This window comes from Blastomonas sp. AAP53, from assembly GCF_000331245.1.
In the GTDB taxonomy this organism is placed as follows: domain Bacteria; phylum Pseudomonadota; class Alphaproteobacteria; order Sphingomonadales; family Sphingomonadaceae; genus Blastomonas.
In genome coordinates, this window is record NZ_ANFZ01000008.1 from 1 (window position 1) to 15,095 (window position 15,095).

General features: G+C 64.4%; 13 protein-coding genes, 1 tRNA gene and 1 pseudogene. 5 read left to right on the plus strand and 10 right to left on the minus strand.

The window, feature by feature from the left end:
- From D618_RS17855 to D618_RS0106490, 4 genes and pseudogenes are all read right to left on the minus strand, one after another.
- A pseudogene (locus tag D618_RS17855) lies at window positions 1–320 on the minus strand (phosphomannomutase); the annotation flags it as partial.
- Between the two features lie 97 nt (window positions 321–417).
- The gene (wecB, locus tag D618_RS0106480) at window positions 418–1,584 is read right to left on the minus strand and encodes a UDP-N-acetylglucosamine 2-epimerase (non-hydrolyzing) (protein ID WP_051041283.1); all 1,167 of its coding nucleotides are present in this window, start codon (window positions 1,582–1,584) and stop codon (window positions 418–420) included.
- 23 nt (window positions 1,585–1,607) lie between these two features.
- On the minus strand, window positions 1,608–2,909 hold the full coding sequence (locus D618_RS0106485) for a UDP-glucose/GDP-mannose dehydrogenase family protein (RefSeq protein ID WP_026091373.1): 1,302 nt from the start codon (window positions 2,907–2,909) through the stop codon (window positions 1,608–1,610).
- Window positions 2,910–3,050: 141 nt separating this feature from the next.
- Window positions 3,051–4,184, minus strand: a complete 1,134-nt coding sequence (locus tag D618_RS0106490; protein WP_017670687.1) for a hypothetical protein — start codon at window positions 4,182–4,184, stop codon at window positions 3,051–3,053.
- Window positions 4,185–4,449: 265 nt separating this feature from the next.
- Here D618_RS0106490 and D618_RS0106495 point away from each other — a divergent pair, with 265 nt between their 5' ends.
- On the plus strand, window positions 4,450–5,457 hold the full coding sequence (locus D618_RS0106495) for a fatty acid desaturase (protein WP_238550608.1): 1,008 nt from the start codon (window positions 4,450–4,452) through the stop codon (window positions 5,455–5,457).
- Here D618_RS0106495 and D618_RS17860 read toward each other — a convergent pair.
- Window positions 5,413–6,252: a rhodanese-related sulfurtransferase gene (locus D618_RS17860; protein ID WP_017670689.1), complete on the minus strand. Its 840-nt coding sequence runs from the start codon at window positions 6,250–6,252 to the stop codon at window positions 5,413–5,415. The genes D618_RS0106495 and D618_RS17860 overlap by 45 nt on opposite strands.
- Before the next feature lie 92 nt (window positions 6,253–6,344).
- Here D618_RS17860 and pdeM point away from each other — a divergent pair, with 92 nt between their 5' ends.
- Window positions 6,345–7,025, plus strand: coding sequence for a ligase-associated DNA damage response endonuclease PdeM (gene pdeM, locus D618_RS0106505; RefSeq protein WP_026091375.1), 681 nt, complete (start codon window positions 6,345–6,347; stop codon window positions 7,023–7,025).
- Between the two features lie 155 nt (window positions 7,026–7,180).
- Window positions 7,181–9,925, plus strand: a complete 2,745-nt coding sequence (locus D618_RS0106510; protein WP_017670691.1) for a TonB-dependent receptor — start codon at window positions 7,181–7,183, stop codon at window positions 9,923–9,925.
- Window positions 9,926–10,004: 79 nt separating this feature from the next.
- On the opposite strand, the gene D618_RS17865 is transcribed toward D618_RS0106510, so the two are convergent.
- Window positions 10,005–10,784, minus strand: coding sequence for an RlmE family RNA methyltransferase (locus D618_RS17865; RefSeq protein ID WP_017670692.1), 780 nt, complete (start codon window positions 10,782–10,784; stop codon window positions 10,005–10,007).
- Window positions 10,781–11,845: a Ppx/GppA phosphatase family protein gene (locus tag D618_RS17870; protein WP_017670693.1), complete on the minus strand. Its 1,065-nt coding sequence runs from the start codon at window positions 11,843–11,845 to the stop codon at window positions 10,781–10,783. The genes D618_RS17865 and D618_RS17870 overlap by 4 nt, the downstream gene beginning before the upstream one ends.
- A gap of 373 nt (window positions 11,846–12,218) precedes the next feature.
- On the opposite strand from D618_RS17870, the gene D618_RS0106525 reads away from it, so the two are divergent.
- Window positions 12,219–12,292 (plus strand) — tRNA-Gln (locus D618_RS0106525).
- A gap of 107 nt (window positions 12,293–12,399) precedes the next feature.
- On the plus strand, window positions 12,400–12,936 hold the full coding sequence (locus D618_RS0106530) for a DNA-deoxyinosine glycosylase (RefSeq protein ID WP_017670694.1): 537 nt from the start codon (window positions 12,400–12,402) through the stop codon (window positions 12,934–12,936).
- A 16-nt stretch (window positions 12,937–12,952) separates the two neighbouring features.
- Here D618_RS0106530 and D618_RS19300 read toward each other — a convergent pair whose 3' ends face one another.
- From D618_RS19300 to D618_RS0106545, 3 genes are read right to left on the minus strand one after another with little or no spacing between them, the layout of a single operon-like run.
- Entirely contained in the window at window positions 12,953–13,129 is a 177-nt protein-coding gene (locus tag D618_RS19300; protein WP_017670695.1) for a PLD nuclease N-terminal domain-containing protein, read from the minus strand.
- Between the two features lie 27 nt (window positions 13,130–13,156).
- Window positions 13,157–14,326: a zinc-dependent alcohol dehydrogenase gene (locus D618_RS0106540; RefSeq protein WP_017670696.1), complete on the minus strand. Its 1,170-nt coding sequence runs from the start codon at window positions 14,324–14,326 to the stop codon at window positions 13,157–13,159.
- 44 nt (window positions 14,327–14,370) lie between these two features.
- The gene (locus D618_RS0106545; RefSeq protein WP_152414573.1) at window positions 14,371–14,985 is read right to left on the minus strand and encodes a hypothetical protein; all 615 of its coding nucleotides are present in this window, start codon (window positions 14,983–14,985) and stop codon (window positions 14,371–14,373) included.
- Between the last annotated feature and the right edge of the window lie 110 nt (window positions 14,986–15,095).

A 15,095-nucleotide genomic window follows, 5' to 3' on the forward strand; every position in this document is an offset into this window, starting at 1 on the left:
TTATGGCTGCCGGTTATCTGAATGCCGCCATCAGCCTCTTCTAGAACGGCTTCGGCATAATAGAGCATCGGGGTCGGGCCCATGCCGACGCTGACGGCGTTGATGCCGCTGTCGTTCAGCCCCTTGATCAGCGCGGCCTCGAGCACCGGCGAGCTGACGCGGCCATCATAGCCCACCACCACGCAGGCGCCGCCAGCGCGCGCGATCAGCGTCGCAAAGCCGCGGCCGATGGCATAGGCATCGTCTTCGCCCAACGTCTCGCCGATGATGCCGCGAATGTCATATTCGCGCAGGGTCGTGGGGTGAAACTCGTGTGTCATGGGAAAAAGCTCTTCCGGAAGATCGGGCAGATGCTGGCCTGATCATGTTCAGATGGCGCGAACCGTGAATCGCCCCTATCGGCAAAGCGCACCAAACTCAATCGGGTTGCGAAGCGCCGTTCACGGAAAACCATTCAGTGATCGCAGCACAAATGCGAGCAGAGCTTTGTCCGTCGCCAAACGGATTGTGCGCCTGCGCCATCGCAGCATAAGCGGCGGCATCATCGAGCAACCGGCTGGCCTGCGTCACGATCGTCGTCCGGTCGGTGCCGACCAGCATGGCCGTTCCCGCCGCAACGCCTTCGGGCCGCTCGGTGGTGTCGCGCATCACCAGCACCGGCTTGCCCAGAGCGGGCGCCTCTTCCTGCACGCCGCCGCTGTCGGTGAGCATCAGCTCGGCGATCTGCAGCAGCCGGGTGAAATTGAGATAGTCGAGCGGCTCGAGCAACGCGACATTGTCGAGCCCGCCCAGGATCGGCAGCATCGCGGCGCGCACCTGCGGGTTCAAATGCACCGGAAAGATGATAGCGACATCGTCGCGCGCGGCCAGATCGCGGATCGCATGGGCAATATCGTCCATCCCGCTGCCGAAATTCTCCCGCCGGTGGGTGGTCACGCCGATGATCCGCTTGCCGGCAAAACGCGCCTCGACCGGCGCGATCACGCCCGCGCGCGACGGATTGTCCGCCAGCTGCGCGGTCACCCAGTGCAGCGCATCGATCACGGTGTTGCCGGTGACGAGGATCCTGTCGTCGGCCACCGCCTCCCGGCGCAGCGCGTTGGCGGCGGTGTCCGTCGGCGCGAAGTGCAGGTCGGCAAAGCTGCCGATGATCTTGCGGTTCGCCTCTTCGGGCCAGGGGTGATAGATATTGCCCGAGCGCAGTCCCGCCTCGACATGCGCCACCGGAATCTTGCGGTAATAGGCCGCGAGTGCGCCGCACATCGCGGTCGCGGTATCACCCTGCACGATGACCATGTCGGGCTTTTCAGCATCGAGCACGCCGCCAATGCCGGTGAGCAGCCGGGCGCTGATCTCGTCGAGGCTCTGCCCCGGCTGCATCAGCGCGAGGTCATGATCGGGCACCAACCCTGCGATCTCTAGCACCTGGTCGAGCATCTCGCGGTGCTGGCCGGTGACCAATACGACAGGCTCGAGCCCGTCGGCCTCTTTCAGCGCGGCGATCACCGGGAACAGCTTGATCGCTTCGGGACGGGTGCCGAAGACCACCATGATGCGCCGCGACGCAGTCCTTTCTTGTGCCATCTTCATCCCCCCGCAGCTGCTGTTCAGCGTCCGATACTCACATAGCTGAAGCCCGCTGCTGCCACCTGTTCGGGCTTGTAGATGTTGCGCAGGTCGACCAGCGTGTTGCCGCGCATCGTCTTGAGCACGCGCGGCAGATCGAGCGCGCGGAACACATCCCATTCGGTGACGATCACCGCGCAGTCGGCAGAATCGAGTGCCTGATAGGTGTTCGCCGCCATGGTCACGCCGGGCATCAGCGCGGCGGCCGCCTCCATGCCCTCGGGATCATAGGCGATGACGTCGGCACCAGCGTCGATCAGCCCCTGCGCGATCACGATCGCGGGCGCATCGCGCATGTCGTCGGTATTGGGCTTGAAGGTGAGGCCGAGCAAGGCGATGCGCTTGCCCTCGACATCGCCGCCCATCGCCGCAATCACCTTGCGCGCCATCGCCCGCTTGCGCAGGTCGTTGACACGCACCACGGCCTCGACGATCTGCAGCGGCGCTTCATGGTCCTGCGCGGTCTTCATCAGTGCCAGCGTATCCTTGGGGAAGCAGCTGCCGCCATAGCCGGGCCCGGCGTGGAGGAACTTCGACCCGATGCGGCCATCGAGCCCGATCCCGCGTGAGACGTCCTGCACGTTGGCGCCGACCTTTTCGCACAGATCGGCCATCTCGTTAATGAAGGTGATCTTGGTCGCAAGAAATGCGTTGGCGGCGTATTTGATCACTTCAGAGGTGCGCCGCGACACGAACAGCAATGGCGATTCGTTGAGGAACAAGGGCTGGTAGATCTCGCGCATGTACCCGCGCGCCCATTCGACCTCGGTCCCCACGACGATCCGGTCGGGACGCTTGAAATCGCCGATGGCGGCACCTTCGCGCAGGAATTCGGGGTTGGAGACGACCTCGAAATCGGCGTCGGGCGCGGTCTGGCGGATGATCTTTTCCACCTCGTCGCCGGTGCCCACGGGTACGGTCGACTTGGTGACGATGACGCAGCGCTTGCGGATCGATTCGCCGATCTCGCGCGCGGCATCGCGCACATAGCTCAGGTCCGCAAAGCCGTCGCCGCGCCGCGAGGGCGTGCCCACCGCGATGAAGATCGCATCGGCATCGGCCACGCTGGCCGGCAGATCGGTCGAAAACGTCAGGTGCCCGGCGCGCGCATTCTTGGCGACCAAAGATTCCAGGCCCGGCTCGTAGATCGGCATGACTCCGGCGAGCAGCGATTCGATCTTGGCCGGGTCCTTGTCGACGCAGACCACGTCATGGCCGAAATCGGCGAAACAGGCGCCCGATACCAGGCCGACATAGCCCGAACCAATCATCGCAATTTTCATGTCAGGAGTGCTCCAGAACGTCTGTGCCCGGTCTAGTTGCCGCCCGGGGGGGCGTCAAACCTTCCGCAGGCGGGGCGTGGCGTGTGCTGATAAGGCTGGAATGTTGCAATGATCTGAACGGCGCGGTGCAAGGGGCTGCGCTCACAGCGCCTTTTCATAGATCAGGTACTCGCGGTTGACCTTGCTGTTGATGGTATCGGCGATCGCCACCATGCCCTGGTTGTCCTCCAGTACCCAGCCCAATTCGCCGCGTACTGCGCCATATTGGCCCACTGCCTCCACGCGGATCGTCTCGATCAGCATGAAGGCGAGCTGCGCGGCCAGACGCGAATTCTGCAGTTCGGTCAGCACCCCCATCAGCGGCACCCGCACGCTGGGCGAGCGGCAATGGCGCAGCCACCACAGCAACTTGGCCCAGCCGAAGGGAAACAGCGATCCCTTGAGCGGCGCGGTCACCGCGTTGATATCGGGCAGCGTCATCAGGAACGCGACCGGCCGCCCGTCATACTCTGCGATCATGATCAGGTCTTCGCGCACCAGCGGGCGCAGCTTCTTGCCGATATAGGCAATCTCGGCATCGGTGATCGGCACGAAGCCCCAGTTCTGCCCCCAGGCATCGTTGAGAATGGCCAGGATGATCGCGGCGTCCTCGTCGAACCGGCTCTTGTCGACCTTGCGCAGGCGGATGCGCTCGTTGCGGCGACCCGAGGCGACGATCCGCTGGACCAGCGGCGGAAAGCCGTCGACGATCGGCAGTTCATAGGTCAGCAGCTTCTTGGCGACGCCATAGCCCGCCGCCTCGATCCAGCCGCGATAGGCGCGGTTGTGATGGCCCATCATGACCATCGGCGGGGTGTCGAAACCGGCGGTCAGCAGCCCCGGCTCGTCCCAGATCGACAGGCTGAGCGGGCCCAGCGCGCGGGTCATGCCCTGGTCGCGCAGCCATTGTTCGGCAGCGGCCAGCAACGCGTGCGCCACGCTTTCGTCCGCCGCTTCGAACATGCCGAAATTGCCGGTGCCCGGCCCCATGCCCTGCTCGATGGGCTGGGTCAGTGCCAAATGGTCGATATGCGCCGAAATGCGCCCGACCACCTTGCCGTCGCGCCTGGCGATCATCGGCTGGACGGTGGCGTGCCCGTAGAACGGGTTCTTGGCCGGATTGAACATCTCGGCCACTTCCTGGCGCAGCGGCGCGACCCAGTTGGGGTCCGATGCATTCAGCTCATAGGCAATATCGATGAACGCCTTGAGCCCCGCCTTGTCGTGGACGGGCATGACGCTTATCTGATGCTGGTCCGCCAAAACACTTTCCTTCGCCTGTCAGCCTGCCCGTCGTGCGGCGCGCCTTTTGTCGCTGTGACATGATCTGTGTCAAGGAATTGCGGGCCAGATATTGCCATCTTGCTGCCACGTTGCTCTGGCTTAAGCTTGGCTCGACTATAGGATTTTTATGGCTAGCAGTTTTCCCCTCGCCGAACCCGATGCCGCCGCCGTGCAGGGCAGCACCCATGCGCGCGTCGTCGGCCAGGTGCCCGACGACATGGCGATGATCCGCGCAGCTGCGACGCTGACGCGTGATCTCAATGCGGCGCGGCCGGGCATCTACTGGGCCGATATGCTGGCGTCGGTGTTCGTCGGCTATGGTGCGCTGGTGGGCGCAGTGCTGGCCGATGGTCTTGCACTAGGCATCGCGTGCGCGGTTGTGGCCGTGCTGGCGCTCTATCGTGCAGGCAGTTTCATCCACGAACTCACCCATTTGCGGCCCGATGCGGTGCCCGGCTTCAATGCCGGGTGGAACGCGTTTGTCGGCATTCCGCTGCTGATCCCCAGCTTCATGTACGAAGGCGTGCACAATCTGCACCACCAGCGCACCCGCTATGGCACCGTCAAGGATCCCGAATATCTGCCGCTGGCGCTGATGAAACCGTGGACGGTGCCGCTGTTCGTCGCGGTGGCCGCGCTGGGTCCCGTTGGCCTGATCATCCGCTATGGCGTGCTGTCGCCGCTGTCGCTGGTCATCCCGCCGCTGCGCCGCATCGTTGTCGAGCGCTATTCGGGGCTGGTGATCAATCCTGCCTTCCGCCGCACGATGCCCGAAGGCCCGGCGCGTCGCCACTGGCTGGTGCTGGAGGTGCTGGCCAGCGCCTGGGCGATGAGCCTGATCGCGCTGGTTGCGACCGGCACGCTGCCCTTGCGCGCCTTCCTGATCGGCCTGGCGGTCGCATCGGGTACGATGGTGCTCAACCAGGTGCGCACTTTGGTGGCGCATCTGTGGGAGAATGAAGAGCAGGTGATGAGCGTCACCGCGCAGTATCTCGACAGCGTCAACGTGCCGCCGCCCGGACTGCTGCCCGAATTGTGGGCGCCGGTGGGCCTGCGCTACCACGCGTTGCACCACCTGCTGCCCGGCGTGCCCTATCACGCACTGCCCGAGGCGCACCGGCGGCTGTCGCGCGAACTGACCGGCAGTTCGACCTATGCGCTGGCCAACTATCGCAGCCTGTCAGGCCTGATCGGTCGTCTGGTCCGCAGCACCTTGCGCCGCTAACCCCCGCTTGCGGGGTTTGCGCTTGCGGTCGACCATCTCGGGTTCCACCGGATCGCCCAGCACGGCCAGGCCCTGGCCCAGCGCGACGCGTTCGTCGAACACGAAGCAACCGCCCGAAAACAGCGATTCCTCCTGCGGCACCTCCTCGAGATACTTCAGGATGCCGCCCTTGAGGTGATAGACCTCGTCGAACCCCTTGGCGCGGACATAGGCCGTGGCTTTCTCGCAGCGGATGCCGCCGGTGCAGAACATCGCGATCTTCTTGCCCGAAGCGCGCAGGCTTGCCGCTTCCGCATCAAACCAGGCGGGAAATTCGCTGAACCGCTCGGTACCCGGATCGACGGCGCGGGCGAAGCTGCCCTGTTCGACCTCGAAGCTGTTGCGCGTATCGATGACGATTGTTTCGGGGTCGCTGATCAGCGCATTCCAGTCCGCCGCATCGACATAGGCACCCTGGCCGTGCACCGGATCGATATCGGGCACGCCCATCGTCACGATCTCGCGCTTCACCCGAACCTTCATCCGGCGGAAGGGCGGGCTGTGCGCGCCTGAATACTTGACCTCGATATCGCCAAAGCCCGGCAGGCTGCGGATGTGACCGATCAATGCCGCGACGCCCGACGCCGCTCCCCCCACGGTTCCGTTGATTCCTTCGCCTGCCAGCAACAGCGTGCCGCACAGGCCATGCGTCTCGCACAGCGCGCGGATGGGGTCGCGCACGGCGTGCGGGTCTGGAATGGCGGCAAAATGATAGAGCGCAGCCACGGTCAGCGGGTATTCGGCAATCTCGGTCATCCGCCGCCCATAATCTCCGCAGCGCCATCTGCCAATGGCCGGTACAGTCTGCGCCTCTTGCACCAATGGGCGGACTGCGGCATGGCAGCGACATGGTTCCCCTTTCGTTCGCAGGACAGGATTTCGTCATCGTCGACCGCGCCAGCCTGTACTGGCCGCGCGAAGGCGCGCTGTTCGTGGCCGACCTGCATTTCGAAAAGGCCAGCTGGTACGCGCGCAGCGGGCAGATGCTGCCGCCATACGACAGCGCGGCCACGCTCGACCGGCTGGAGCGGGCGGTTGCCGCTTGCGGGGCGACCAGCCTGTGGTGCCTGGGCGACAATTTCCATGACAGCGATGGCGCGTCGCGGCTGGACCCGGCGCTGGTTGCGCGGCTGGAATCGCTGTGCGCGCGCGTTGCGGTGCACTGGATCACCGGCAATCACGACAGTGCGCTGGAGCAGGGCTTTGGCGGGCGCGTGGTGGAGGAATGCGCGCTCGGCGGGCTGGCGCTGCGTCACCTCGCCGAATCACAGGCGAGCGTTCCGGAGCTTTCTGGCCATTTCCACCCCCGCCTGAGGGTGCGACTGCGTGGTCGCAGCGTCTCGCGACCCTGTTTCGTGCGCTGCCAGGACCGATTGATCCTGCCTGCCTTCGGATCGCTGACCGGCGGGATGGATGCCGATGATCCGGCGATTCTGGAGGTGATGGGGCAGGGCCCGCAGGCGATTGTCGCTACGGAAAGCAAGACCGTATGCTTTCACCTGCAAAAAACGGCAGATTTGCGGGCCTGATACCGATTGCATGACTGGTGTTGCGTTTTTGCGACAATCGCATGCATTTTTGCGCTGACCCCTCGCAAACGCTGGAATCCTGCAGGTTTTGGTCTACGCTCATCGCCAAGGCGGCAAAAATGACCGCCACGCGGAATTATAACCAGGAGAGAGATATGCCCAAGCGTTTCGGCAGGACCAGCCGTGTGTCGTTCATGCTTTCCGCAGGCCTTGTCGCCATGGCCAGCCCGGCCGTCGCGCAGGAAGCCAGCAATGAAGGCATCAACGACAGCAACACCATCGTCGTCGTGGCGCAGGGCCGCGAACAGCTGCTCTCCGATGTTCCCGTCGCCGTTTCGGCGGTGAATGCCGAAACTCTCGAAAACACAGGCGCCAACGACATCCGCCAGCTGAACCAGGTCGTGCCTTCGCTGCTCGTCTCGTCGACCGGCAACGAAGCCAATGGATCGGCGCGTATCCGCGGTATCGGCACCGTCGGCGACAACCCGGGCCTCGAAAGCTCGGTCGCGGTGTTCATTGATGGCGTCTACCGCTCGCGCTCGGGCATCGGCCTCAACGAGCTGGGCGAAATCGAACGTGTCGAGGTCCTTCGTGGGCCCCAGGGCACGCTGTTCGGCCGCAACGCTTCGGCGGGTATCATCTCGATCTATTCCAAACGCCCCGAATTCGAATTCGGCGGTTTTGGTGAGGCCACCTACGGCAATTACGACAATATCCGACTGCAGGCGGGTTTGACCGGTCCCATCACGCAGAACCTGGCGGCGCGCATCGATGGTGTTTTTGAAAAGCGCGACGGCTTTCTGCGCGATGTTAACAACAACATCGATCTGAACAACCGCAACCGCTATTTCGTCAAGGGCCAGCTGCTGTGGGAGCCGACCGACGACGTGTCGTTCCGCTTCATCGCCGACTATACCAACCGCGACGAACGCTGCTGCGGCGCCGTCAATCTTGGCAATGCTTTCAATCCGTTGATCGGCAACCTCAACAACCCGTCAACGCCGCTCACGCCGCTGCAGCAGAACGGCAACAACATCATCAACGTGCTGCGCGATCTGGGCCAGCCGCTGGTTTCATTCAACGATCCGTTCAGCCGCAATGCCTTTGTGACCCCTGGTCGCAACTATAACGGCAGCACCAAGGATGGCGGTGTCTCGCTGGAAGTGAACTGGGACATGGGCGGCGCATCGCTCACCTCGATCACTGGCTATCGCGAGTACAAGAACAGCCAGGCCGGTGACATCGACTACAGCGCGGTCGACATCCTGTATCGCGCCGACAATGAAGAGGCCCAGTTCCGCCAGTTCAAGACCTTCACCCAGGAACTGCGGCTGCAGGGCGAGGCCTTCGATGGCAAGCTCGACTGGCTGGTCGGTGCCTATTATGCCGACGAAGACCTGACCGTTCGCGACAATTTGCGCTTCGGCAACCAGTATGGCCGCTTCGCAAGCTGCCGCCTGATTTCCGGTGGCGGTCTGGCCGGTCTGTATTCGCCCACATCGCCAGGCTGCGTTGCCGCACGCCCCGCGCTGTTCGGCGCAGCCTCGCCGATCATCTTCGGCGCGCTTGACCGGCTCGACAGCATCAACGATCGCGGTTCGATCAGCGACCGTTACTTCCAGAACAGCCGCAACTATGCGTTCTTCACGCATAACATCGTGCACATCACCGACCGGCTCGATCTGACCCTGGGCCTGCGCTACACCAACGAGCGCAAGCGTTTCAACGCGACCTTCAGCAACGACAACACCGCCTGCGTCCAGAACCAGGCAGCACTGACGCCCTTCCTGACGAACCCCGGGCTGGCAGCCGTGGCTGGCGGCATCATCGGCCTGTCGTGCCAGGGCAACTCGACCGCAGAACTCAATGGCGTGTCGATCAACGATCGTCGCAGCGAGAACGAGTTCACCGGCACCGCTGTGCTGTCGTGGAAGGTTACGGACGATCTGCTGCTCTACGGCAGCGCCTCGCGTGGCTACAAGGCAGGCGGTTTCAACCTTGATCGTTCCGCGCTCAAGGGGCCGATCGTTGCACCGTTGGGCCAGGCTCCCACCACGACCTTCGCATCGGTCGGCGGCGCGCAGGCGCTGGTGCGCAACCTGCAGTTCGATCAGGAAATCGTTGATGCCTTCGAACTGGGCATGAAATATTCGAGCGGTCCGCTGACGGTCAACCTTGCCCTGTTCCGCCAGCAGTTCGAAAACTTCCAGCTGAATACCTTCAATGGCACGGTGTTCCTGGTGCAGACGGTCAATGGCTGCTCCACTGACCTGGGTGGCGGTGATCGTGATCTCAGCGCCACCACCGGTGGCTGCGCTCCGGACGATGTCAGCTATGGCGTCGTCGCTCAGGGTGTCGAGCTTGAAGCATCGATCAACCCGGCGCGCAACTTCACCGTCAATGGTGGCGTCACCTATGCCCAGACCAAGTATCGCAACAATCTGGTGGGCAACCTCAATGGCAGCCCGCTTGACCCCGCGCTGCGTCTGCTTCCCGGCGACAACCTGTCGAACGCACCCGAACTGACGCTGACTGGTTCGATGGCATGGACTCCCGATATCGGCGACAGCGGCCTGTCGGGTCTGTTCTATGTCGATACGCGCGTGACCGAAGGCTTCAACACCGGCTCTGACCTGTTCCCGCAGAAGGAACAGCCCAGCTTCGTGGTGGTCAATGCCCGCGTCGGCCTGCGTGGACCCGATCAGAAGTGGGCACTGGAACTGTGGGCGCAGAACCTGTTCAACGAAGACTTCACCCAGGTCGCGTTCAACAGCCCGTTCCAGGCAGGTGGCGGCGGTGCCCCGTTTGTTGATCCTCAGTTCCCCGGTGGTCGCCAGATCTTCTCGGCATTCCTCGGCGAACCGCGCACGTACGGTCTGACACTGCGCACGCGCTTCTGATCCGATAGCGAGCCAGCAACAAAAAGGCCCCGTTTGCAGGACGCAAGCGGGGCCTTTTGCTATTGGGAGAAGGGCAGGCTCAATCGTCCTGGTCGTCTGCGCCATCCGCTGCAGCCGCCACGCGCGGCTTGCGGCCCTGCGCGATGACATACCATTCGGAGCTGCCCTTGCGGCTGGCCGGTGGCTTGGCGTGCTTGATCGTCTTGAAGTGCTGCTTGAGCAGCGCCAGCAGATCGTTGTCGGTCCCGCCGGCGAGCACCTTGGCGACGAACGCGCCGCCATCGGCGAGATGCTCGACCGCGAAATGCGCGGCGGCCTCGACCAGACCCATGGTGCGCAGATGGTCGGTCTGCTTGTGCCCCACGGTGTTGGCGGCCATGTCGGACAGGACGAGGTCTGGCCGTGCGCCCAAAGCTTCGATCAGCTTGCCGGGCGCGGCATCGGCCATGAAGTCCATCTCGAAGATGGTGACGCCCTCGATCGGATCGACCGGCAGCAGGTCGATGCCCACCACCGCGGCCTTGGGGTTGACCCTGCGAATCAGCTGCGACCAGCCGCCCGGTGCTATCCCCAGATCGATGATGTGGCGCGCCTTGCGAACCAGCGCGAACTTCTCGTCCAGCTCGACCAGCTTGTAGACCGCGCGGCTGCGATAGCCTTCGGCCTTGGCGCGGCGCACATAGGGATCGTTGAGCTGGCGCTCGAGCCACCGGTTCGACGATGCCGTCCGCCCGCGCGCGGTCTTCACCCGCTGCTTGAGGCCATCACCATAGCGCCCGCTCGCCTTGCGGCGGCTGTCACCGGGGATGTTGCCCCCGCCATCCTTGCCGCTACCGCCGCCACTCTTCTCGCCGCTCATGTGCGATGCTCCTGTTTTGATTTGGCCATGGCGGGCGCGGGGTGCGGGGCATCGCGGCCCATCAGCGCGCGCAAGATGCCCTCGCGGATGCCGCGATCGGCCACGCCCAGCCGTACGGCGGGCCATATGTCGAGAATCGATTCAAGGATCGCGCAGCCCGCCACCACCAGATCGGCGCGCTCCTTGCCGATGCACGGCAGGTCGCGGCGCTGCTGCAGGCTCATCTCGGCCAGCCGCGTGCTGATGGCGCGCATCGACTCGGAGGGCACGATCAGCCCGTCGATCGCATCGCGGTTGTAGCACGGCAGGTCGAGATGCAGGCTGGCCAGTGTCGTCACCGTGCCGCTGGTGCCCAGCAGACGCCGTTCGGCATCGGGCAATACAGGCAGGCGCGCGGCAAAATCGGCAAAGCCATCCATGACCCGGCTGCGCATGCGGGCATAAGCTGCAGCCCGATCAGATGGATCGTCAGGATCGAAGTCCTCGCTCTCGGTCAGGGTGACGACGCCCCAGGGCACGCTCATCCAGTCGAGAATGTCGGGAACCGGTCCCGAGCTGTCGACCAGCACCAGTTCGGTCGATCCGCCGCCGATGTCGAAGATCAGCGCCGGGCCGTCGCCGGGCTCGAGCAGGATGTGGCAGCCCAGCACCGCCAGCCGCGCCTCTTCCTCGGCGGTGATGATGTCGAGCACGATGCCGGTTTCGCGCCGCACTCGCTCGATGAAGTCGTTGCCGTTGCTCGCCTTGCGGCACGCCTCGGTCGCAACCGACCGCGCGAGTGCGACATGGCGGCGGCGCACCTTGTCAGCGCAGATCGACAGCGCAGCCACCGCGCGGTCCATGGCTGCGTCGCTCAACCGTCCGCTCTGGCCCAGGCCCTCGCCCAGCCGCACCACGCGCGAAAAGGCATCGACGACGACAAAGCCGTCGGCTGCGGGCTTGGCGATCAGCAGGCGGCAATTGTTGGTGCCCAGATCGATCGCGGCATAGGCGCGCCTGCCGTTCCAGCTGTTCTTGTCAGCAGTACCGCGCGCACGCTGGCCCTGGGCAGGTTGCGGCATTCTGTCGGACTGAGGGATGCCGCCGGATGGGCGGCCGGGATGGGAAGAGGTGCCTGCGGCCTGCCTCCTGCCTCGCTGTTTTGCCGCACTCCGGCCATTGACGGAGGGTTTTGTCTGGTCCTTGGCAACCGATCCGCCTTCGGGGGATGGGGTGGCCTGCGCACCAGACTGCGGCAACGGTGTGGGTCGCTCCACCATGCCAAGTTGCTCTTTTTTCTCATCCGGTGCTCCCGCGCAGCCAAAATGCCCACACATCGCCGGTACTTGGGGCCGAGGTTAGCCAATTTGCGGCGAACGCGCAAGCATGGCGCCATATTGCGGCGTTTTGGGTCTTGACCGGCTGTGCGGACAGGCCTAATTGCGTCGCCTCCATTGCCCCTTCGTCTAATGGTAAGACCACGGACTCTGACTCCGTTAATCAAGGTTCGAATCCTTGGGGGGCATCCAACTTCCATCCGCACCGATTCGCAGATCACCGCCCGTTGACGCGGCGGCACGCTGCTTGCGGGCGTTCGCGCCTATGGCCGCACCTTCGATTGCGCTAGACCGGGCAGGTGACGAATCCCCATGATGCCTCTTGTGATGCTGGCGCTGCCGTCAGCGGTCTGCCGCCGGTGTTGCCGCCGCGGTGCACCCTGCTGGTGCTGGGCAGCCTGCCGGGGCGCGCGTCGCTGGCTGCGGGGCGCTATTACGCGCATCCGCGCAACCAGTTCTGGCGATTGCTGGAAGAGGTGTGCGCGCAGCCGCTGGCGCAGCTGGACTATCCGGCGCGGCTGGAGCGGCTGGGCGCCCATGGCATAGGGCTTTGGGATGTCATCGCTTCGGCCCGGCGCGCTTCGAGCCTGGATGGCGATATCCGCGCGGCGGTGCACAACCCGCTGGCTGATCTGGTCGCGACCCTGCCCGACCTTCGCGCGGTCGCGTGCAACGGGGCGCTCGCTGCTGCGAGCGCGCGCCGCATGCTGGGGGACGGGGCATTGCCGGTGATTGCGCTGCCGTCGAGCAGCCCGGCCTATACGCTATCGCTGGCGGACAAGGCCGCCGTCTGGCGCCCGCTGGCAGCATTCGTCGACGCTCCGCCAGCGGGCTAAGCCAGGTGCGCGCAGGTTACGCGCTGCCGCGCTTGGGGCCCAGAAAATACCAGGCGATCAGGCCGATGATCGGCAGGACGATGATCAGCAGCGTCCACAGCAACTTCGATACGGTGCTGGCGCCACTCGACCACACGCTGAGCACTGCGATGATATCGAGGATGAGGATGATGACGCCGAAAATATAGTCCATTATATGTCTCCAAGAGTGCTGGGTTGATCAGGGCTGCATGACAACCTTGATCCATTCGTCCTGATGGTCGCGGAAATTGCGATAGCCCTTGGCCGCATCATCAAGCGGCAGGCGGTGGCTGATCAGGAAGCTGGGGTCGATGACGTCGCGCTCGATCATGTCGAGCAGTTCGTCGGTATAGCGCCGGACATGCGTCTGCCCGGTGCGCAGCTGCAGCCCCTTCTGCATCATCGCGCCCAGCGGGAACAGGTCCGCCTTGCCGCCATACACGCCGGGGACCGAGACGCGCCCGCCCTTGCGGCAGGCCATGATCGCCTGGCGCAGCACGTGCGCGCGGTCCTGGCCCATGCCGACCGTCTGCTTGATCTTGTCGGCGATGTTGTCGATCGAAAAGCCATGCGCTTCCATGCCGACCGCATCGATCACGGCATCGGGCCCGACACCGCCGGTCATCTGCTTGAGCGCATCGAGTATGTCGGTTTCGTGGAAATTGACCGGTTCCGCGCCCAGGCTTTCGGCCATGGCTAGACGGCCCGGAACGCCATCGATCGCGATGACCCGCCCGGCCTTTTGCTGAAAGGCGCTGAGGATGGTGAACAGTCCCACCGGGCCGCAGCCCCACACCGCGATGGTGTCACCCGGCTCGATCTCGGCATTCAGCGCCGCCATCCAGCCGGTCGGCAGGATGTCGGACAGGAACAGCAGCCGGTCGTCGGGAATGTCATCGGGCACGACCAGCGGCAGGACGTCGGAATAGGGAATGCGGACATATTCCGCCTGGCCGCCGGCATAGCCGCCGGTCAGGTGCGAATAGCCGAACATGCCCGCGAGCGGATAGCCGAACGCCTTTTCCGCCACTTCCTGCTCTTCGACCGGACAGCTGTTGTCACAGGCGCTGTAGCGCTGTTCGGAACACTGGAAGCAATGGCCGCAGAAGATGGTGAACGGCACGACGACGCGTTGGCCGATCGTCAGCGTGCTGTCGCGGCCGACATCGAGCACCCGGCCCATGAATTCGTGGCCCAGGATGTCGTCCTTCTCGACGCCGGGGATGACGCCGTCATACAGGTGCAGGTCGGATCCGCAGATGGCGGTCGAGGTCACTTCAATGATGGCATCGCGCGGATTGACGATCTTCGGGTCGGGCATGTGGCGCACATCGATGGTGCCCTTGCCCTGGAAGGTGGCGGCTCGCATGGCGTTTTCCTCAGACGTTCTTGGGGGTTCGGTTCGGCCTGAAATCAGGCCGCGTCGGGGCGCATCTTCGCCGTGGCGATCTCGCCGGCCTCGATCAGCATCTTCATCCGGCGCAGATCGCGCAGGAGGCCCAGCTCCAGCGCCTCGGCCATCATCGCCTCGGTCTTGAGCGCAGACGCGAAATGCGGCGGGCGCACCGCCATGATGACCTCGACCGCGATGCCCTTGCTGCCGTTATCGGACAACCGCAGGCGGCCGTGCATGTCGGCCTGACCCTCGCCTTCGGATCGCCAGGCGATCAGCTCGCCTTCGCGGCGGGTGACGATGCGGATGCGCATGGGCACAGAGGCCATAGCGCGCAGTTCGGCCGGTGGCAGCAGCAGATCGTCCTGGTTGCCTTCGGGGAAAGGCAGATACTCCAGCTGCGGCCACAAGGTGGCATCGTTCTGCCAGCAATCAATGATCTGATCGGCGGTTGCACGAATGGAGACGGTCGCACCTGTCACGCGATAGTCGCCGAAGCGGCGGACATGGCGCGCCGAGCGCGCCGGTGCGGCATCGCGGTTGGCGTGCGGTTGGCGCTTGTAGAACAGAACGCCGCCAGCGGCGGTGGCCAGCGTGGCGGCCAACCCGTAACGGGCCCAGTTGGCTAGGTTCATGGCCTGCAAAGTCCCTGTCTGTTGGCAATGGTGACACGGTGCCATCAAGGCTTGTCGGGGGGTGGGTCAGGCACCGTGTCAGGACAAGGTCTAGGGGGGCAGGCTGGCTC